Genomic DNA, 19,049 nt, shown 5'->3' on the forward strand with positions numbered 1-19,049 from the left:
CTACCCTGGCTCGGTGATCAACGCATCCGCCGCGGGTAGCTGGAAGCTAGGCGAAGTCACCGTCAACCGCATGGGGTACGGCGCCATGCGGATCACCGTCAACCCGGACCGAGACCTCGCGATCCGGGTCCTGCGCCGGGCCGTCGAGCTCGGCGTCAACCACATCGACACCGCCGGCTTCTACCGGACGCCGGGCGGCCCGCTCAACCTCGACGACGGCGGGTCGGTGCGGTACGCGAACGAGCTGATCCGGGACGCGTTGGCGCCGTACCCGGACGATCTCGTCATCACCACCAAAGTCGGGCCTGGCGAGGATCCGGAGCGTGGCTTCTACCAGGCCCGGACGCCGGCGGAGATCCGCGCGCAGGTGGAGACCAACCTGCGCCAGCTCGGCGTCGACTGCCTCGACGTGGTGAACCTGCGCATCATCAAGAAGCCCGGCGCCGACTCGATCGCGGAACGGTTCGGAGCACTCGCGGAGCTGCGCGACGCCGGGCTGATCCGGCAGCTCGGCGTGTCCAACGTACGCGCCGACCATATCGACGAGGCGGAGGCGATCGCCCCGGTGGTCTGCGTACAGAACGGCTACGCGATCGACATGCGGCGCGACCAGGACGAGCTGATCAGGCTGTGTGCGGACCGCGGGATCGCATACACGCCGTTCTTCGCGATCGCCGGGACCGAACGCGAAGGTGGTGCGACCAACGACCACTCCGAGGCCGTCCAGGCGATCGCCACGGCTCACGGCGTCACACCACAGCAGGTCCGCCTCGCCTGGACCCTCCACCAGAGCCCGAATGTCCTCGCGATCCCCGGCACCGGCAACCCCACCCACCTGGAGCAGAACATCGCCGCCGGGGCGATCCACCTGACCCCGGACGAACTGGCCACCGTGAACTAACTGACCGCGGTGCGGACGGCTGGGGCGATCTCCTGGGCCCATTTGGCGAGTTGTACGCCGTACGGGTCGGGGCCGGTCGGGAACAGGGTGAAGCCGGCGGCGCCGTGGTTGAGGACGGCGTCGGTGAGTACTTCGATCCACTGGTCGGAGGATCCGCCGATCCAGCGGCCGTCGTCATCGCGCGTACGACGTACCGGCGACGAGGTGATCGCGCCCGGGAAGTTGTAGATGGTGGCAACGTCGGACGGTTTGCGGCCGACCGCGAGGGCGGCCTCGTCGATGATCGGGCGGGACCAGCGGTAGCGGTCGCTCAGCCAGTCGGCCGCGTGGCCGGGGATCCAGCCGTCCGCCTGCCGGCCGGTCGCGGCGAGCGACTTCGGGCCGTTCGATCCGGTCCAGATGAGCGGAGCCGCGACGGTTGAGGGCTTCAGCGCGCCGATCGGGTAATGCTTGGTCGGGGCCGGGCGGCCGCCGTCGGACATGCTCCGGACCAGCTGCATCGCCTCTTCGAAGGCTTCGACCGCTTGGGCGGGGCGCAACTCCGGTACGCCCATCGTGGTGATGTGGTTCCACGCTCCCCCGGCGCCGAGGCCGAGGACGAACCGGCCGCCGGACAGTGCGGACAGGGCGGACGCCGTACGGGCGAGCACCGGGGCCGGGCGCAACGGCAGGTTGGTCACGTTGACGAACGCCGACAGGCGCTCGGTCCGGCCGAGGATGAAGCCGATCGCGGCGTACCCGTCCAGCAGGTCGGCGACGTACGGGTGATCCGACAGGCTGACGTGGTCCAGCCCGTCGGAGTCGGCCTGCTTGGCCAGTCGCAGGATCCGGTCCACGTCGCGGATCTTGTCGGGTGAGCCGTATCCGAATCGCACGGTCATATCTCGTCTCCTTCAGATGCTTCGTAGACCTAAATAGTAGCCCTACGAAGTATCAGGTCCGCAAACTGTCCGCGCTGCGGACTACAGTGGAGGTATGGCGACCACGACAGCGCAGGACGCGGAGCTGGCCGGCGCGCTCGTCCAGACGATGCACGTCCTGCAGGATCTGTACGCCGAGACGAGCCGGCCGCTCGGCCTGACCCCGCAGCAGGCGCACCTACTCTGCGTACTCCTCGCCGGCCCGCTCGGGATGACGGAGCTGAGCCGCATCCTCAGCATCGAACGCTCCAGCCTGACCAGCATGGTCGACCGCCTGGAACGCCGCGACCTGGTCGCCCGCATCCCCAACCCGACCGATCGCCGCGCCTTCCAGATCGAGCTCACCGATCCCGGCCTCGCGCTGGCCAACGATGCCCACAAGGCCTTCACCACCCGCATCGACGACCTCACCGCCGACCTCAGCCCGACGGCCCGCCGTACCCTCAGCACCGCCTTGACGAGCATCTTCAGCCGAGCCTGATGTACAGCCACGTCACGCTGAACGGCGCGCGGATCGCGTACCGCATCAGTGGTGACGGGCCGGCGCTGGTGCTGATGAAGAACAACCGCCGACCACTCGACTACCCCGCGGCCGCTGTGTTGTCGCACAACTTCCGCGTCCTACAGCTCCATCCGATCGGCTTCGGCGCCAGCGACCGTCCGGACAACTACGACTTCGGCAGCATCGGCGAGCAGGTCCTGGCGGTCCTGGACCACGAAGGCATCGACCGCTTCGCCATCTGGGGTTTCTCCCAACCAGCAGCCATGGCGGCTGTAGCGGCCCGACATACCGGTCGGGCCGCCGCCCTCATCATGGGCGGCATTCCCCCGATCGGCTTCCCCACCGACACCGAGATGCGTCGCCTCGAACGCGAACCTCGCCTCCCCCGACCGCCGCTCGAGTTCTGGCGCGCCTACCGCTCCTACGACTGGCACCACGAACTCCGCACCCTCCCCGCGGCCAGGCTCGTCTACCTTGGCACCGCCGACAGAGTCATCAAGCCTTTCCGACGCCTCCGCCCCGTCCTCGAAGGCATCGGATGCACCTACCTCGAGTTCGACGCCCTCGACCACCACGCCGCCGGCCTGGGCGCTCCCGCAGACCCCTACATCCTCACCACCATCACCGACTGGCTCGATCAGGAACAGGTCTTCTCATAGGCCGCTTCTCGAAAGCCACCAGGTCCGGGATCGGACCACGCGCTAGGCGGGTGATCGGGTCCGGCCCCGGGCGGCCAAGGCCAGGCCGGCGGCGGCTACCAGGGCTGCGGCCAGGAAGCCGGTGCCGCGGTCTCCGCCGGCGGCGACCAGGCCGAAGGTGGCGGGGCCTAGGCCGGCGGCCAGGTCGATGCTCATGCTGACGGTGCCCATGACAGCGCCGCGTTCGGCGGCGGGGGCGCGGTCGAGGGCGAGCATCATGATCGCGGGGGTGCCGAGAGCGACGCCGACACCGAGGACGACGGTGCCGAGGACGAGGCCCGGAGCGGACCGCCAGCAGCCGATGACGGCGAGCCCGATCGTGGCGCAGAGCAAGGAGATCCGGACACTCCGGACGGCGCCCAACCGATCGGGGATCCGCGCACCGACGCTCCGGATGACCACGACGATCCCGGCGAAGCCGAAGAGCAGGAACCCGGATCCCGGCAGCCCGAGGTCGAGCGCATAGAGCGGCACGAACGCCAGGAATCCGGCCATTCCCCACACCAGCGCGAGCAACAGCAGCGCGGGTACGACGGCCGCACGCGGGACGAGACGCGTAGGCCCGGCACTCGGCTCGGCGGTCGTCGGCTCGCGGGTGTCGCCGACGCGCGCTGCGAGGAGTACGGCGAGAAGCGCGGAACCGGCGGCGACCAGCCAGACCGTGGTGAATCCCGCCACGTTGACGAGCAGTTCCCCGATCGGCGGGCCGACGGCGAGGCCGACGTACAGGGAGAGGGAGAACAGGCTGATCGCCTCACCGCGGCGTTCGGCCGGGGCGAGGTCGCTCATCGCGGTGACGGCGCCGACGAAGAAGAACGCGTCGCCCACACCGGTCAGCAGCCTGAGCGCGGAGAGCGCACCGACGGAGTCGACCAGACCGTAGGCAGCAACCGACGTGGCGAAGATGATCCCGCCACCGACCATCGCGAGTGACCGGCCGTGCCGATCGGCCAGTCGTCCGGCCCATGGGCGCAGTACCAGGGCCGACAGGCTGAACGCGGCGACCACCAGACCGACCGCGATGTTACCGCCGGTAAGTTGCCCGGCCACGTACCGCGGCACGGCGGGAACCAGCAGTCCGTCGGCGAGGAAATAGGCCAGTGCGGCGGAGCCGAGCAGCGCGAACTGCGGCGTGATGAGTCGCGGAACGGTGGAAGTCGCTGCTGTACTCATGGCATCTCCTCTGGTCACGCCCACAATGGCCGTAGGAGTGACACCGGGGCATCGGTAGATCTGCCCATCCAGGGGAGGTTGCGATGGGACAGCACGATCCGCGACTCGCAGAGCTGCTCTGCGCACTGTCCGTGAGCCTGGATCTCGCCATGGCGCAGCCGCCGGAGAAGTCGATCCGTAGTTGCCTGGTCGCGACGCGCCTCGCTGACCGCCTCGGAGTCGCTGACAAGCGCACGATCTACTACGCCACCCTGCTGCGCCACCTCGGCTGCACTGCCACCACTCACGAGGAGCTCTACCTCCTGGGCCCACGTGCGGCCGAGCTGCGCCCGTTGGCGGAGCGGACCGACTCCAGCAGCCGCAAGGAGTCGCTCAACTACCTCAGACACGTCGGCAAAGGCACCGGCATCAGGCGCTTCCAGTACGTCGCCCGCACCATGGCAGCGGGTGAGGCCGACCTGCTCCGAGCCGTCTGCGAAGTAGGCAGCATGCTCGCCGAACGCCTTGGACTGGGCCCTGCCACATCCGAAGCGCTCTACCAGAACCTGGAGCGCTGGGACGGCAAAGGTACGCCGAAAGGCCTGGCCGGCAGCGAGATCCACATCGCCACCCGTGTCGCCGAGGTTGCAACCCAGGCAGTCATCGTGGGCGGCGAGACACTGCAGAAGCGGGCAGGCGGCTGGCTGGATCCGGAGATCGTCGCGGCGTACGACGACAGCCTCGTAGCCGACCTGGACGAGATCGACGTGTGGCAAGCGACTCTGGACGCCGAGCCACAACCCTGGTCCACCACACAGGATCTGGACGAGCTGGCACGCACCTTCGCCTACTTCGTCGACCTCAAGTCGCCGTACCTCTTCGGCCACTCCACGGGCGTCGCCATACTCGCTGACGAGGCTGCGCGGCTGCTGCACCTCGAGGAAGCAGAGAGAGCGACTCTGCGGCGTGCGGCCCTGCTGCACGACCTCGGCAGGGTCGCAGTACCTACAGCCGTGTGGGAGCGCCCCGGACCACTACGGCGAGCGGATTGGGAGCAGGTGCGGCTTCACCCATACCAGGCCGAGCGGATCCTCGCCCGATCCCCAGTACTCGAGCCCATCGCCGTACTGGCGGCTCTGCACCACGAGAGGCTCGATGGCAGTGGCTATCCGCGGCACGCCAAGGGTGGTGAGCTCTCCACCGCCGCACGGATCCTTGCTGCGGCGGACTGCTACCAGGCACTGACCCAGGACCGTCCACACCGGTCCGCGCACTCACCTCAGGGTGCTGCCGAGCTCATCCTGGGCCAGGCAGCGGCCGGACGACTCGACGGCCGCTGTGTGAAGGCTGTGCTCGCGGCGGCCGGGCAACAGGTGCCCGGCCGCCGGATGAGCCGTCCCGCCGGTCTCACCGAGCGGGAGATCGACGTACTGCGCTTACTCGCTCGCGGGTCGTCGAACGCCGATATAGCCCGCGAGCTGGTGGTGTCACGCCGTACTGCCGAGCATCACGTCCAGCACATCTACGGCAAGATCGGTGTGTCCACCAGAGCCGGTGCAGCGCTGTTCGCGATGCAGCACGGGCTCTTTACACAGTGACGAGCTTCTCGAAGAAGAACTCGTGCTTGAGGAACGAGACGTCGTACTCGCGCCCCGGGAACGGCGGCAGCAGTTGCGCGGCCTGGAACAGTCGCCAACCGTCCTTCAGCGCGTCCAGCCCGGTCTTGTACGGCGGGACGTCGCTGTCCCCTGTCGTCGGCGACGTCTCGCCGGTGCCGTCGTACGTCGACCAGCCGACCACCCGCGCGTCGAGCGCGGAGGAGGCCAGGTAGAGCACCAGCACCTGCTGGCGGACCGTCTGCTGACCGGCGGCGACGGGTGCGGTGGTGGTCATACCATCTCCTTCTTCGCGTGCGGGTTCTGGCTGCGCTGGGCGACCACACGGGTCGGGCGGTTGGACACCCGGGTGACCCAGAACTCCGGGTCGAAGGTGTCGTCACCGGTGAGGGCCTGCCACAGCTTGATCCGGTTGTACTTCTCCAGCCGGCCGGTCGCGTTCTCGTACCAGGGGAACGACTGGTCGAGCTCGCGCGCGACCTCCTCGTCGTACAGGTCCTCGACGTTCCACAACCGGACCTGGCGAACGGTCGGGTTGAACCGGATCTTGAACATGTAGCGGTCGATGTCGCTGTCGTTCTTCCGGCCGCCGTGCCAGATGCCGTGGTGCAGGAAGACGACCGTGCCGGCCGGGCAGACCAGCCGGGTCTGGCCGAGCAGGTTCTGGTACCGGCCGGTGTCGCTCTCGTTGGTCCGGCGCAGGTGGCTGCCGGGCACGCTCAGCGTGCCGCCCATCTCGAGCGTCACGTCCTGCGGGTAGTACATGAGCTGTACGTCGAACGCATCCGGGCGGACGTCGATGATCGCGTCACCGTGCAGGTTCTGCGCCTCGCCCTCATTGGCCTTGCGGATGTGCACTGCGTGGTGGTCGACGGTCGGCTCGGGCCCGACCAGGCTGTGGATGGCGCCGGCAACCTCGGGCAGCTGAACCAGCCGCTGGACGAAGTCGCTGCTGGTGAACGCGTCCGACAGCGGCGTGCCGTACGGAACGCCGGGAATGCCGGCCTTCAGTACGTCGATCGCCTGCTGGTTCATGTCGTCCGGGACGACGGCGTCCATCCGGAACGACCCGGTGGCCACGAAATGCGCCATCTGAACCGAGGTGAGCAGGTTCTTGCGATGCGGATGGGGCATGAGTCTCCCTCTCGGGGGGGAAGTGGTAACTACTCCACCAGGCTAAGTTCAGACAGCGTTGTCGCGCGTTGGATGTGTTCACCACTAGTGGTAATTTCTCACCATGATCGAGTTGCCCCTGGCTGCGCCGCCGGACGTTGTCAACGTCGGCGTGGGGATCCACGGCGTGCGGAGCCTGCGGGATGTGTTCCGGCTGCCGGACCTGTGGCAGCTGCATCTGTACAGCTACTCGGCCGAGCTGACGGTCGACGGTACGACGTACGCCGTGGCACCCGGGTACGTCAGCCTGACCCCGGCCGGGGCGCAGGTGCAGTTCGACTACCGCGGTCGGTCGGAGCACCTGTACGTGCACTTCCGGCCGGCGGCTGTCGGCGAGCCGTCGTACCTGCCCGTCGTACAGGATGCGGGCGCAGCCGCGCCGGTGCTGGCCGATCTGCTGCGCTCGGCCCTGGAGTCGTCGCCGTCAGGTTCCGCACGGGTAACGGCCGAGGTGTGGACGGCGTTGTGGCGGATCGCGGAGCTGGGATCGTCGTCCAGCGCCGAGGACGCGACCCACCCTGCCGTGTCGGCGGCGATCGCCTACATCGAGGCGAACCTGGCCCAGCCGCTCACCATCCCGGCGCTGGCCCGGATGGCCGGCGTCTCGCACAACCACCTGACCCGCCTCTTCCACGCCGAGACCGGGCTGACCGTGATCGCCTACATCCGTCAGCGCCGGATGACCCGCGCTCTCCACCTCCTCGTCTCGTCGACGCTGTCGATCCCGGCCGTCGCGGCGTCGGTCGGCATCCCGGACCTCCAAGCCTTCAACAAGACCTGCCGCCGTGAACTGGGCGGCTCACCGCGAGCAGTCCGAAACGCGGTGGCCGGCACGACACCGGCGGGTTAGCGTTCCCGGTATGTACGAGCTGATACCGGTGGGCGAGGCGCCTGAGCTGGATGAGGAAGCCGGACGGCGGTTTGTCGAGAACTGGCCGGAGTTCATCTTTCATGACCTGGAGGTGAAGAAGTACAGGGAGCGGCGGGTGGAGTACTTCCGGGAGTGGGAGTTCTACCTGGTCTCCGCCGGTCGGCTGATCGCGGGGTGCTGGGGTGTGCCGATCGCGTGGGACACGACGGTCGACGACCTTCCGGGTGGATTCACCGACTCGCTGGCTCGGGCAGTCACGTCGTACGAGGAGGGCGTCGTACCGAACACGTTCGTGCTGATGGCGGCCGCCGTACGGAACGACGAGCAGGGCAAGGGGCATGCCGGCCGGGTGATCAGTGCGGTGCGGGAGCGCGCGGCTGACGGTGGGCTGCCGCAGGTGATCGCGCCGGTCCGGCCGACGCTGAAGTCTTCCTATCCGTTGACCGATATCGCGTCGTTCATGACCTGGACGCGGGAGGACGGGCTGCCGCTCGATCCGTGGGTGCGTACGCACGTCCGCCTGGGTGCGACGATCCTCGCGCCGGCGCCGGAGTCTCAGACGATGACCGGAAGCGTCGCCGACTGGGAGAAGTGGACCGGCATGGTGTTCCCGGAGTCCGGGTCCTACGTCATCCCCGACGGGCTGACGCTGCTGGAGCTCGACCGCGCGGCCGACGTCGGCGTCTACCGCGAGCCGAACATCTGGATGCGGCACAGCTGATCAGGCCGGCTGCGGTGCTCGAGCGTCCGGTTGCGGCGCGGGTGATCAGGCCGAGAGTGGGAATGCTGTTGCGACGGCGGCCGTGCGGCTGCTGACGCCGAGGCGCTCGTAGATGTTCTCCAAGTGCTTGCGAACGGTGCCTTCAGCAACGAACAGCCGGCGGGCGATCTGGGTGTTGCTGTGGCCCTCGGCAACGAGACGCAGGAGCTGCAGTTGCCGGCTGGTCAGATCCGGGATGCCGGCCCGGCGGCGTTCGAGGTCGCGATGCGCCTCGATGAAGTGCGGCCGGAGCATCCGGAGCAGCAGCCGCTCGCGTTCGGTGAAGTCGCGGCCGGTGCCGCGGAACAGCAGCAGCCGACGGTCCTCGGCTCCGCTCGCCGGGAACGGTACGGCGATCTCGCTGCGGACGCCGATCACCCGGAACCACTCACCGATTGGTGACCTCGCCAGCTGACTGGTGGACAGATAGTCGGAGATCTTCCAGACGCTCTCGTAATCACCGGTCCGTTGCGGCCGGCTGCACACGTCCTCGCCCCAGTAGGACCGCCAGAACAAGTCCTCCCAGCCTTCACCGGGGTAGACATCCTGCAGGGTGACCTCCTCGTACGCGACGAACTCGCGATCCAGCGGCCGGCTCACCTGGAACGTGACGTCGTCGGCCGGGATCAGCTCGGCGAGCGCCCGCATCAGCTCGCGCGGAAACACCTCGTCAGGCCCTGCCTGCCGCCCCCGGTCGATCACGTCCAACATCCTGCGCAGGTCGCGCTCGGTGACAGTCAACTGCTCCACCATGACGTACCCCTCCCCTCGACTCAGGCTAAGCCCGCTGCGGCGATCCGCGAATACGTCGAACTACGTATGGCTGTGGGCGGTCCGACGCGGCCACGGTTGGTCGTGGAAGTTCCACAATCGGGAGGGAAAGACCCATGAAGCGCTTGTCTCGTCTGGCCGGTCTGTCGGCCGCACTACTGGTCACCGTCGTCGCACTGTCGGGTACGGCGTACGCCAAGATCCCACCGCATGATCCGGACACCGGTCCTGGAGTTGCGTACGACGCTCCGCGGTCGCCGGCCGCCGTTGTCGAGACCGGGCTGTCCGTGCTGCAGGTGGTCGGGCTGATGCTGCTGGCGGCCATTGCTGCAGCCGTCGTCACGGCCCTTGCCGGTAGGCGGATGCCGCGGATCTCGGCCGGCGCGGTGCAGGCAGGGACTCGGTGATGTTTCGACGTGTGTGGAGGTGGCCGGCGCTGCTGGCCACCTGTGCCCTGCTCACCGCAACCGCCTGGTCGCCTGCAGCAACCGCAGTAGCCGGCGCAAAGGCTTCTGCTGCGCCGGTGCTCGACTGGAGTCGGGTGGCGACGCAGTCGATCGTCGCTGGCGGCCGGCCGCCGGCAAGTAGCGAGGTGCTGATGGGGATCGTGCACATCGCGATCGCCGACACTGTGGCCGGGCTGGGATACGGCCGGCCGTACGTGGCCGCCGTACGTCCCGATCGGCAGGCGTCTGCGGCGTCTGCGGTCGCCACTGCGGCGTACGACGTACTGAAGGCTCGGGTTCCGGCTGCGGGGCTTGATGTCACCTATGCCGACTACCTGGCCGATGTGCCGGACGGGAAGGCCAAGACTCGGGGGATCACGCTGGGACGTGCGGTGGCAGCCGCCGTACTCGCGTGGCGAGCAGGAGACGGCTTCAACACCTCGGTGGCGTACGTGCAGCGGCAGCCGGGACCGGGAGTGTGGGAACCGACCGCGGCGACTCCGCAGGTCGACCTGGTCCTCACCCAGGTCAGGCCGCTGACGCTGCGTTCCCGCGCACAGTTCCGGCCCGATGGTCCTGTTGCGGTCACGAGCAAGCAGTACGCCCGTGACGTGGCTGAGGTCGCTGCACTCGGCCGCAAGGACAGTACGACGCGGACCGCCGTACAGACTGAGACAGCGATGTTCTGGTCGGAGCACACTGCCCAGCAGTGGAGCCGCGCTCTGGTGCGGCTGGCGACCGAGCGGCACCTCTCACTGTCCGAGGCGGCCAGGATGCTGGCTCTGGTCCACGTGACGACTGGGGACGCTCTGATCGCGTGCTGGGATGCCAAGTACCACTACCGCTTCTGGCGGCCGGTCCACGCCATCCAGCGCGCCGACACCGACGGCAACCCACGTACGACGGCCGACCCCACGTGGCAACCGCTCCTCGGCGCCAACCACCCGGATTACCCCTCGGGCCACGCCTGCTTCACCGCAGCCACCACTCGAGCCTTGGAGTCCTTCTTCCACACCAGCAGGCTGAAGCTCTCGATCGACAGCCAGGTCACGGGCACCACCCGCCACTACGACAAGCTGTCCGCCATCCGCCACGACGTCCGCGAGGCCCGGATCCTCTCCGGCCTCCACTTCCGCCACGCCATGCATGACGGCGACCAGCTAGGCACCAACGTCGCCAACTGGACAACCCACCGCTTCCGCTAGGGCAGCGCCAGTCGGGCGAGACCGCCGGCCCCGAGTACACCGCTGAGGATGTCCACACAGTCCTCGCGGTCGGGGCCGGTGAGGGCCTGTTCTGCCCAGAGGGCGACGTCTTCGAGGGCTCGGGTGTGGCGGTAGTAGGCGATGGCGTCCTGGTCCAGGTCGACGTCGCCGTACCCGGTGAAGAAGGCTGTGAGCTGTTCGGGCGTGGTGGGGCCGATGGAGCCCATGCCGCCAAGCATGAACATGAGGTCCTGCTCGCGTGGCGCCAGTACGACGTCGTCCCAGTCGATCAGGTGGACGTGGCCGTCGACCAGGACATTGCCGAGGTGGGGGTCGGCGTGGCAGACGACCTTGCGGCCGCCTGGCTCCGGCGGCCGGGCGGTCAGCAGGTGGGCGATGGTGTCCTGGTGCTCTTTCCAGACGGCGGCGAGCTCGGCCTCGAGGTCGTCCTCCGGCGCTTGCGTGGTGAGCCGGGTCTGCAGCTGCGCGGCCAGCCCGGGGATGCGGGCGTCGACTGGGCTGTGCCGAGGTAGCGCGTCGCGGAGTCGTTCTGGTAGCTCTGACGAGTGCACTCGCTGGAGGAGTACGCCGTACTCAGTCCACTGCTCGGTGGTGAGGCCTGTCTCGGCCGCACGGACGCCGTCGATCCACGGTGTGATGGTGAGGCGCTTCTTCCCGTGGAAGCTCCACAGGCCGCCCTCCATGGTCCGGATCAGCTCGGGGATGCCTTGCAGGCCGACGTCCGCCAAGTACGCCGCCACCTGGTGGCCCGTATTGGTGCCGGCCCCGCTCCACTTCACGGCGTACGTGTTGGTGGCCGTGGCCGCCCTCCATACCTGGGCCGCCACGTCAGCCCCGTGCCCGACCGGTGAGAGCTCCACCACATCAAGCCCGAAGTCCTCCAGCACCCACCGCTGCAGCTTCCTCACGCCCGCCAGCATGCCCGGCTACCGGCCGCGATGCGACCGCTTTACCGGGCAGGCCGGCGTGCCCGAAGGTCAGCGGTAGTTGACGAACTGGACGGCGAAGTCGAGGTCCTGGCCCTTGATGAGCGCCTGGACCGACTGCAGGTCATCGCGGCTCTTGCTGGAGACCCGCAGCTCCTCGCCCTGGATCTGTGCCTTGACGCCCTTCGGGCCCTCGTCGCGGATCAGCTTGGACAGCTTCTTCGCGTTCTCCTGGGTGATGCCGGCGCTGATCGAGGCGTTGATCTTGTAGACCTTCCCGGACAGCTTCGGCTCGTCCGCCTCCAGGCCCTTGAGCGAGATCTGCCGCTTGACCAGCTTGTCCTTGAACACGTCGAGGACGGCGTTCACCCGCTCCTCGGTGTTCGCCTGCAGGTCGATGGCCTCACCCGACCACTTGATCCCCGCGTCCACGTTCTTGAAGTCGAACCGCTGGCTGATCTCCTTCGCCGCCTGGTTCACGGCGTTGTCCACCTCCTGACGGTCGACCTTGTTCACAATGTCGAAGGAGGACTCCGAAGCCATGGGCAGTTCCTTTCCGATTTGCTGTCAGGGGCACTGTCTGTTGTATCGTCTCCCACGCCGGTTCACGAACCGGCAGCACCCTGGCGGGTTGCCCGAGCGGCCAAAGGGAGCAGACTGTAAATCTGTCGGCGTATGCCTACGCAGGTTCGAACCCTGCACCCGCCACCAGCTGTAAACCAGCCCCTGACCTGCGGAAACGCAGGGCCAGGGGCTCTTTCGTGTTGTCCGGTCGTTACGGCTTGTCCACGGCTGGTCCTGCCCTCATTCTGCCCTGGCTGTCAGGAGGTCTCGTCGCGCTCGACTGCTCGCTGCAGTACCGCGGCTAGCATTCGGCGCATGAACGAGCCGCACACAGATCCTGTCGCCCACAACCGCCGCGCCTGGGACCGCGAGGTGGAGAAGGGCAACGAGTGGTCGCGGCCGGTGACACCCGAGGTGGTCGCGAAGGCGCGGGCCGGTGAGTGGTCCATCGTGCTCATCGGGTACGAGCCAGTCGACCCGACCTGGTTCCCTCCGGACATCGCCGCCTGCGACGTGCTCTGCCTCGCCTCCGGCGGCGGGCAGCAGGGTCCGGTGCTCGCCGCGGCCGGCGCGCGGGTGACCGTCTTCGACAACTCGCCCGGCCAGCTCGCGCAGGACGAGATGGTCGCCGCGCGGGAGGGGCTCGACGTGCGTACCGTGCTCGGTGACGCGCGCGACCTGAGCGGGTTCCCGGACGCCTCGTTCGACCTGATCGTGCACCCGGTCTCCAACCTCTTCATCCCCGAGCTAGCTCCGGTCTGGCGGGAGTGCCACCGCGTGCTGCGGCCGGGCGGCACGCTGCTGTCCGGCTTCGTCAACCCGGACATCTACCTCTTCGACGCGGACGCGATGGACACGCGCGGCGAGCTGGTCGTGCGGCACCGCCTGCCGTACAGCGACGTCACCCATCTGGAGCCAGGCGAGCGGGAGCGGCTGTGGGGCGCCGACTCGCCGCTGGAGTACAGCCACACGCTCACCGAGCAGATCGGCGGGCAGACCGCCGCGGGGTTCGCCATCACCGGCTTCGCCGACGCGCCACACCAGTCGGAGGCAACGGCCGGCTGGCTGCCTGGCTACTTCGCCACCAAGGCGGTCAAGAGGTCCTAGGCCCGTGCACCTGCCGCCAGCGCCAACCAGCCCCTGACCTGTGGGAACGCAGGGCAGGGGCTGTTGTTGTGGCCGGCTGGTTAGTGGTGGGGTTGGAGGTAGTTGTTGACGGTCAGGCGGCCGATCTTGGTGCCGTGTTGGGCGCCTTCGGTGGTGGCGTGGGTGAAGTGGAAGCCGACCAGGACCCGGGAGCGGGCGTTCTCGTTGGAGGCCTGGGAGAAGCTGGTGTAGTGGCGGATCGCCGGGTTGGCGTCGGTGCAGGTGCTCCCGGCTAAGGCGGTGTAGCTACACAGCGAGAAGTTCATCCGGTCGGTCTTGAAGAAGCCGCGGAGTACGGCGGCCGCGGCGCCGCCCTCGACGCTGTGGCCGGAGTCGTGGTCCGGGATCGGCGGAGTGGGCACCAGCGGGGTCCAGGTCGGGTCGGCAGTGGTGGTGGGGTTGCCGTCTGTTGCGGCCAGCTGGATCGCGGTGACCGGGCGCCAGAACAGCAGCTTGTACTTCACGTCGAAGGTCGCGATGTAACCGTCGGTCAGGGCGATGTCGAGCAGGCCGAACAGGCGGGCGCTCTGCCAGAGATCCAGGTGCTGGGTCGTTGCCAACTGGCGGGCGACGCGGTTCCACTGCAGCGGTGAACTCTCGACCCAGTGCCGGGCCATCTGGGTCTCGTCGGCGGTGCGTGCGCTCGGCGTGGTGATGCCGTCACCACCGAGTCGCTTCACCTCGTTGAAGTCGGCGGTGTACCGCTTGGAGGTGAGGGCGAAGGGCGGCTCGATCTTGAACTGTCCGGCGGACCTGAGTGCGAACGGCCTCACCTCTCCCCAGGTGGGCGCGAAGGCGAACGGGAAACCGGGAGTGAAGCGATACTCGCCGGGGTTGACGCCTTGTGGGAAGCCGGAGTCGATCAGCAGGACCGTCGAAGCGCCGTCGTCAGCCCGCTTGGCGAGGATCGTGTACGCCGATTTCTTCCCGAGCGCGATGCCGTCCAGCTTCGCCAAGCTGTCGGGGATAGCGGCCAGTGCGGCGGTGTAGGCAGCCTCGACGCCTGCGATCGCGGCGGCGGTGTCGGTGAACGGTGGCGTCAGGTCCGTCAGGGCAGCGACCAATGAGGTTCTCGCGGCGGCGGCGATCGCAGCCTCTGGGGAGGCGTGCCGCGCGCGGCCGTGGAACGCGTAGGGGCGCGAGCGCGGAGAGATGGCGTTCAGCGCGTCGTGGATGGCGATGTGCATCATCGCGTACATCCGGGACTCGTGCAGTGGGTTGGAGGTCGGTGCGAGCGTGGCGGTGAGCGCGGCCGTCGCGGCCGTCTCGTTCCACTTGACCACCGCGTTGCCACTCACCGCGGTACCGCTCGTCACCGCCGGACCTCGCGGCGCCGCAGAGACGGCGGCTCCGGTGGTCGGCGTCAGCAGAGCGACCACGACGACCGCTCCGACGGCGAGTTTGACGCGGGACAGGGCAGCACGAATTCTGGCCACGATGGGCCCCCCTCGAGAAATGCCCGGAGCATCGGATCACGGGCCTCTTTTCGACGCTATGACTGCCCGATGGGTTGGTCAACGCGTCGCGGCCGGGCAATCACGGACGGCTTCCGTTCGAACCCTGCACCTGCCACCAGCAGGAAAACAGCCCCTGACCTGCGGAGACACCGGGTCAGCGGGTGACCGGGATGGCCTGTTCTACGCGGGAGAGTTTTTCGGGGTTGCGGACGATGTAGAGGCCGGTGACGAGGCCGTTGTCGATGCGCATGGCGACGACGTCGTCGATCTCGCCGTTGATCCGGACGATCAGGGCCGGGCTGCCGTTGATCTGGACCGGCTCGACGGACACGTCGCCGGTGAGGTTGGGGAGCCCGAGCGACAGCAGGCGGGCCACCTTCTCGGCTCCCACGACGGGGTGCGGGACGGCCTGCCGCACTCCGCCACCGTCGCCGAGGAGTACGACGTCCGGCGCGAGCAGATCGAGCAGGCTCTGCAGGTCACCGGTTTCGATGGCGTGCTGGAAAGCTTCGAGCGCGCCCCGGGACTCGCTCGCCGACACGACACCGCGGGGGCGGCGGGCGGCGACATGGCTGCGGGCGCGGTGGGCGATCTGGCGGACGGCGGCCTGGGTCTTGTCGACGGCTTCGGCGATCTCGTCGTACTCCAGGGCGAAGACCTCGCGGAGGACGAACACCGCGCGCTCGGTCGGGGTGAGTGTCTCCAGGACCAGCAGCATCGCCATCGAGACGCTGTCGGCCAGCTCGACGTCCTCGGCCACGTCGGGCGCGGTCAGGAGCGGTTCGGGCAGCCAGGGACCGACGTACGACTCCTTGCGGCGGCCGAGCGTGCGCAGCCGGGTCAGCGCCTGGCGGGTGGTGATCTTGACCAGGTACGCACGCTGGTTCCGCACCTCGTCGTGCTCGACGTCCACCCACCGCAGCCAGGTCTCCTGCAGGACGTCCTCCGCGTCGGCGGCCGAGCCGAGCAGCTCGTAGGCGACGGTGAACAGCAAGTTGCGGTGGGCGACGAAGGCCTCGGTGGCGGAATCCATGCGCTCGCTCATAGCTGGTTCCTCTCGACTCTCTCCTACACAAGACGCCGCTCCCGGCCGCGCTGTGACACCGGGGTTCGGTGGTTCACGTCACAGTCACAGGGTCCGGGTCGCCGACGTCTCGTGGTCATCCACTACGCAACTCCACGAATGAGGACGACATCATGCGATTCAACCTGATCGAGAACCCGGTCGCCGCGAAGTTCGGCAAGCGGTTCGCCAACGCCGCCATGGTGATCGAACAGTCGACGCTGCCGAAGCTCACGCAGGAGCTGGTCAGCCTGCGGGCCAGCCAGATCAACGGCTGCGGTTTCTGCGCCGATATGCACACGAAGGAGGCCGAGGCAGCCGGCGAGACCTCGGTCCGGCTGCACCTGGTCGCCACCTGGCGCGAGTCCACGGTGTTCACCGAGGCCGAGGAGGCCGCGCTGGCGCTGGCCGAGGAAGGCACGCGGATGGCTGACGCCGGCACCGGCGTGTCCGACGACACCTGGGAGCAGGTGCGCAAGCACTACGACGACGACCAGATCGCCGCACTGGTCTCCCTGGTCGCGTTGATCAACGCGGCCAACCGGATGCAGGTGATCGTGCGCAACCCGGGCGGCTCCTACCAGCCCGGGATGTTCGCCTCCTACATCGACAGCTGACGAATTCCGGCCGGGCCTGCCGGAATAGCGGTGGGCCCGGCCGTGGTTTCCTCTTACGACCGACTGGCCGAGAGGAGCGGGCGTTGAAACCCACCGAGTTCGTGAAGGTGAACACTCAGTTCTGGGGCGACCACCTACGGAGCGTGAGTGAGCATCTGCCCGGCAGCCACGGCCGCGAGTTGCCAGGGCAGCTGCTGTACCCGCGGATGATGGTGCTGACCGAGACCCCGGACTGGAACATCCTCGAGCTGGTCGGGGTGAGCCGCGAGTACCGGGCCCTGGAGGTGCGGCGGCAGAAGGCACAGAGCGTCGAGGAGTACTTCGGTCTCGCCGAAGGCTCACCGGTCGTCTCACTGGCCGGCGAGAACATCCTCAAGGACGCGACCGTCGCCACCGAGGTCGGGCGCCGCGAGCTGGACGCCAGGTTCCCCAGCGCCCAGAAGATGCTGGGAGAGACGTACGTCGGCCCGGGCGACCAGCTACTGCGGTTCGCGCCGGGCAACTACTCGACCTTCGACCGCGTCCTGCTCGTGCACTCGGCCGGTACGTCGACCAGACTCCACTGGACCTTCTTCGCCCTCGCGATCCACCGGTCGGAGCCGGCCGACAAGTACCTGGACTTCCTCCGCAACTTCGCCACCGCAGCGCCCCATCTCGACCCGGTCGCCACCCTGAGCGCACCGCGGGATGACGAGGGCCTCAAGAGTGCGGCCTTCACCAGCACCTACCTCGCGCACGGACTCCAGGACGCGACCGCAGAAGAGTTCGTGACCGAGCACGAGAGCATCCTGCTGTCGGCGTTCGACGCGACCCGGCTGATCCAGCGGCCGTCGCTCGAGGGGCAGGACGACACGCTCACGCCCGACTTCATCCTGGAGCGCGCTGATGGGACGCACATCGTCGGCGATCTCGGTCTGCCGCTCCGCGAGGTCGGCAAGAAGCATCGCCGGTCGGCCACGGTCCGCGAGGGCACCGCTCAGCTCGCCAAGTACGACGAGTACTTCGCGTCGGCCGAGAACCGGGCCTTCGTCCAGACGAAGTACGGCGTCGAGGTGAGCGAACCGCGCACGCTCCTGGTCGTCGGCAGCCAGCAGACTGTGACCGCCGACGACCTCACGGAGTCGGCGGCCGAGATCATCGACTACGACACCATCCTGCGCCTCTACCTGGCCGCGAAGGCGTAAAGCCCAAGACCCCCAAGCCCTCTAGACCGGCAGGATGCAGACCGGCCTGGGCCACGCCGCCGGCTCGCCGTCGGGGATCAGGGTGCCGTCGGCGGCGTCGATGACGAAGGTGGCGATGGCGTCGGAGCGTTCGTTGGCGGCGTAGAGGCGGGTCCCGTCGTTGCTGAAGGCAAGGTGACGGGGTGATTCGCCGCCGGAGTCGATCGTCTGGACGAGCTCGACCGACAGGCCGTCACCGGCGATGGCGAAGACCGCGACCGTGTCGTCGCCGCGGTTGGAGCCGTACAGGTGCCGGCCGTCGGCGGAGATCAGCAGCTCGGCCGGGAAGTTCTCGCCCGGGGAGTCGGCCGGCCGGGTCGAGGCGGTCTGCACGACCTGCAGTTTGCCGTCGGCGTAGCTGCACACGGTCAGCGTCGAGTCGAGCTCGTTGATCACGTACGCCGCTCCGGCGCTCGGGTGGAACACCATGTGCCGCGGACCCGCGCCCGGGTGGATGTGCAGCCGGTCGACCTCCTCCAGCCGGCCGTCCTCGGTCAGCGTGGACACATAGACGGAGTCCGTGCCGAGGTCGACGTCGAAGGTGTACGTACCGGACGGGTCGAACGCGATCTGATGCGCGTGCGGACCCTCCTGGCGCTCCTTGTTCGGCCCGCTGCCCTCGCGCTGCACCACCTGGGTAGCCTCGCCGAGCGAGCCGTCCGCCGCGATCGGGTGGATCGCGACCGAGCCGGACGTGTAGCTGGCCGACACCAGGAAACGGCCGGACGGGTCGATGTCCAGGTGGCATGGGTGGTCGCCGCCGGTCGGCTGCTCGTTCACCGGCTCCAGCGCACCGTCCGGCTGGATCGCGAACGCGCTGACCCTCCCGTTCTCGGTCTCGTTCGTGACGTAGAGGAAGCGCCCGTCCGCGGACCTGACCAGGAAGGACGGATCGGCCGTCGTCGCGACCAGCCCGATCCCCGCCAGCGGTCCGAACCCGATGCCCTGCCCGCCACCCGGCTGACTCGTGTAGCTCCCGACATAGATCCGCTCAGAAGTCATAGCCCCTACCCTGCC

21 protein-coding genes and 1 tRNA gene are annotated in these 19,049 nt (G+C 68.4%); 12 read left to right on the forward strand and 10 right to left on the reverse strand.

What is annotated here, in order from left to right:
- The first annotated feature begins 13 nt into the window (after nt 1–13).
- Nucleotides 14–901 (forward strand): aldo/keto reductase, encoded by an 888-nt coding sequence (locus tag EV652_RS15140; protein WP_242001785.1) that lies wholly within the window; start codon nt 14–16, stop codon nt 899–901.
- On the opposite strand, the gene EV652_RS15145 is transcribed toward EV652_RS15140, so the two are convergent.
- Nucleotides 898–1,782 carry an LLM class flavin-dependent oxidoreductase gene (locus EV652_RS15145; protein WP_132209770.1) on the reverse strand — a complete coding sequence of 295 codons (885 nt, stop codon included), beginning with the start codon at nt 1,780–1,782 and terminating at the stop codon, nt 898–900. The two genes, EV652_RS15140 and EV652_RS15145, sit on opposite strands and share 4 nt — an antisense overlap.
- A gap of 94 nt (nt 1,783–1,876) precedes the next feature.
- Between EV652_RS15145 and EV652_RS15150 the strand changes: the two genes are divergently transcribed.
- Together EV652_RS15150 and EV652_RS15155 are read left to right on the forward strand one after the other, a co-directional pair.
- Entirely contained in the window at nt 1,877–2,302 is a 426-nt protein-coding gene (locus EV652_RS15150; protein ID WP_132209771.1) for a MarR family winged helix-turn-helix transcriptional regulator, read from the forward strand.
- Entirely contained in the window at nt 2,302–2,982 is a 681-nt protein-coding gene (locus EV652_RS15155; protein ID WP_132209772.1) for an alpha/beta fold hydrolase, read from the forward strand. Before EV652_RS15150 ends, EV652_RS15155 begins: the two co-directional genes overlap by 1 nt.
- A gap of 42 nt (nt 2,983–3,024) precedes the next feature.
- Here EV652_RS15155 and EV652_RS15160 read toward each other — a convergent pair whose 3' ends face one another.
- On the reverse strand, nt 3,025–4,194 hold the full coding sequence (locus EV652_RS15160; RefSeq protein WP_132209773.1) for an MFS transporter: 1,170 nt from the start codon (nt 4,192–4,194) through the stop codon (nt 3,025–3,027).
- A gap of 83 nt (nt 4,195–4,277) precedes the next feature.
- Here EV652_RS15160 and EV652_RS15165 point away from each other — a divergent pair, with 83 nt between their 5' ends.
- Nucleotides 4,278–5,771 carry an HD domain-containing phosphohydrolase gene (locus EV652_RS15165; protein ID WP_132209774.1) on the forward strand — a complete coding sequence of 498 codons (1,494 nt, stop codon included), beginning with the start codon at nt 4,278–4,280 and terminating at the stop codon, nt 5,769–5,771.
- Here EV652_RS15165 and EV652_RS15170 read toward each other — a convergent pair.
- On the reverse strand, nt 5,761–6,066 hold the full coding sequence (locus EV652_RS15170; RefSeq protein ID WP_132209775.1) for a hypothetical protein: 306 nt from the start codon (nt 6,064–6,066) through the stop codon (nt 5,761–5,763). The two genes, EV652_RS15165 and EV652_RS15170, sit on opposite strands and share 11 nt — an antisense overlap.
- Entirely contained in the window at nt 6,063–6,923 is an 861-nt protein-coding gene (locus EV652_RS15175) for a phytanoyl-CoA dioxygenase family protein (protein WP_199238203.1), read from the reverse strand. Before EV652_RS15175 ends, EV652_RS15170 begins: the two co-directional genes overlap by 4 nt.
- 103 nt (nt 6,924–7,026) lie before the next feature.
- On the opposite strand from EV652_RS15175, the gene EV652_RS15180 reads away from it, so the two are divergent.
- The gene (locus EV652_RS15180) at nt 7,027–7,812 is read left to right on the forward strand and encodes an AraC family transcriptional regulator (protein WP_132209776.1); all 786 of its coding nucleotides are present in this window, start codon (nt 7,027–7,029) and stop codon (nt 7,810–7,812) included.
- Between the two features lie 10 nt (nt 7,813–7,822).
- The gene (locus EV652_RS15185; RefSeq protein WP_132209777.1) at nt 7,823–8,554 is read left to right on the forward strand and encodes a hypothetical protein; all 732 of its coding nucleotides are present in this window, start codon (nt 7,823–7,825) and stop codon (nt 8,552–8,554) included.
- 45 nt (nt 8,555–8,599) lie between these two features.
- Here the strand turns inward: EV652_RS15185 and EV652_RS45265 are convergent, their stop codons facing one another.
- A complete protein-coding gene (locus tag EV652_RS45265) occupies nt 8,600–9,346 on the reverse strand; it encodes a helix-turn-helix transcriptional regulator (protein WP_132209778.1) in 747 nt (248 codons plus the stop codon).
- Nucleotides 9,347–9,480: 134 nt separating this feature from the next.
- Here EV652_RS45265 and EV652_RS15195 point away from each other — a divergent pair, with 134 nt between their 5' ends.
- Together EV652_RS15195 and EV652_RS15200 are read left to right on the forward strand one after the other, a co-directional pair.
- Nucleotides 9,481–9,771: a hypothetical protein gene (locus EV652_RS15195; protein WP_132209779.1), complete on the forward strand. Its 291-nt coding sequence runs from the start codon at nt 9,481–9,483 to the stop codon at nt 9,769–9,771.
- Nucleotides 9,771–11,015, forward strand: coding sequence for a vanadium-dependent haloperoxidase (locus EV652_RS15200; protein ID WP_132209780.1), 1,245 nt, complete (start codon nt 9,771–9,773; stop codon nt 11,013–11,015). The genes EV652_RS15195 and EV652_RS15200 overlap by 1 nt, the downstream gene beginning before the upstream one ends.
- On the opposite strand, the gene EV652_RS15205 is transcribed toward EV652_RS15200, so the two are convergent.
- A complete protein-coding gene (locus EV652_RS15205; RefSeq protein WP_158441163.1) occupies nt 11,012–11,944 on the reverse strand; it encodes a phosphotransferase enzyme family protein in 933 nt (310 codons plus the stop codon). The two genes, EV652_RS15200 and EV652_RS15205, sit on opposite strands and share 4 nt — an antisense overlap.
- A 69-nt stretch (nt 11,945–12,013) precedes the next feature.
- Nucleotides 12,014–12,505 (reverse strand): YajQ family cyclic di-GMP-binding protein, encoded by a 492-nt coding sequence (locus tag EV652_RS15210; RefSeq protein ID WP_132209782.1) that lies wholly within the window; start codon nt 12,503–12,505, stop codon nt 12,014–12,016.
- A gap of 82 nt (nt 12,506–12,587) precedes the next feature.
- Here EV652_RS15210 and EV652_RS15215 point away from each other — a divergent pair.
- Nucleotides 12,588–12,673, forward strand: a tRNA-Tyr gene (locus EV652_RS15215).
- 168 nt (nt 12,674–12,841) lie between these two features.
- Entirely contained in the window at nt 12,842–13,633 is a 792-nt protein-coding gene (locus EV652_RS15220; RefSeq protein WP_132209783.1) for a class I SAM-dependent methyltransferase, read from the forward strand.
- An 80-nt stretch (nt 13,634–13,713) separates the two neighbouring features.
- On the opposite strand, the gene EV652_RS15225 is transcribed toward EV652_RS15220, so the two are convergent.
- Together EV652_RS15225 and EV652_RS15230 are read right to left on the reverse strand one after the other, a co-directional pair.
- Nucleotides 13,714–15,108 (reverse strand): vanadium-dependent haloperoxidase, encoded by a 1,395-nt coding sequence (locus EV652_RS15225; protein ID WP_132209784.1) that lies wholly within the window; start codon nt 15,106–15,108, stop codon nt 13,714–13,716.
- Between the two features lie 175 nt (nt 15,109–15,283).
- Nucleotides 15,284–16,174, reverse strand: a complete 891-nt coding sequence (locus EV652_RS15230; protein WP_132209785.1) for an RNA polymerase sigma-70 factor — start codon at nt 16,172–16,174, stop codon at nt 15,284–15,286.
- Nucleotides 16,175–16,326: 152 nt separating this feature from the next.
- Here EV652_RS15230 and EV652_RS15235 point away from each other — a divergent pair, with 152 nt between their 5' ends.
- Nucleotides 16,327–16,809 carry a carboxymuconolactone decarboxylase family protein gene (locus EV652_RS15235; protein WP_132209786.1) on the forward strand — a complete coding sequence of 161 codons (483 nt, stop codon included), beginning with the start codon at nt 16,327–16,329 and terminating at the stop codon, nt 16,807–16,809.
- Between the two features lie 83 nt (nt 16,810–16,892).
- Nucleotides 16,893–17,993, forward strand: a complete 1,101-nt coding sequence (locus tag EV652_RS15240; RefSeq protein ID WP_132209787.1) for a hypothetical protein — start codon at nt 16,893–16,895, stop codon at nt 17,991–17,993.
- A gap of 21 nt (nt 17,994–18,014) precedes the next feature.
- Here EV652_RS15240 and EV652_RS15245 read toward each other — a convergent pair whose 3' ends face one another.
- Nucleotides 18,015–19,034 carry a lactonase family protein gene (locus EV652_RS15245; protein ID WP_132209788.1) on the reverse strand — a complete coding sequence of 340 codons (1,020 nt, stop codon included), beginning with the start codon at nt 19,032–19,034 and terminating at the stop codon, nt 18,015–18,017.
- Between the last annotated feature and the right edge of the window lie 15 nt (nt 19,035–19,049).

It is taken from the genome of Kribbella steppae (genome assembly GCF_004342025.1).
GTDB lineage: Bacteria > Actinomycetota > Actinomycetes > Propionibacteriales > Kribbellaceae > Kribbella > Kribbella steppae.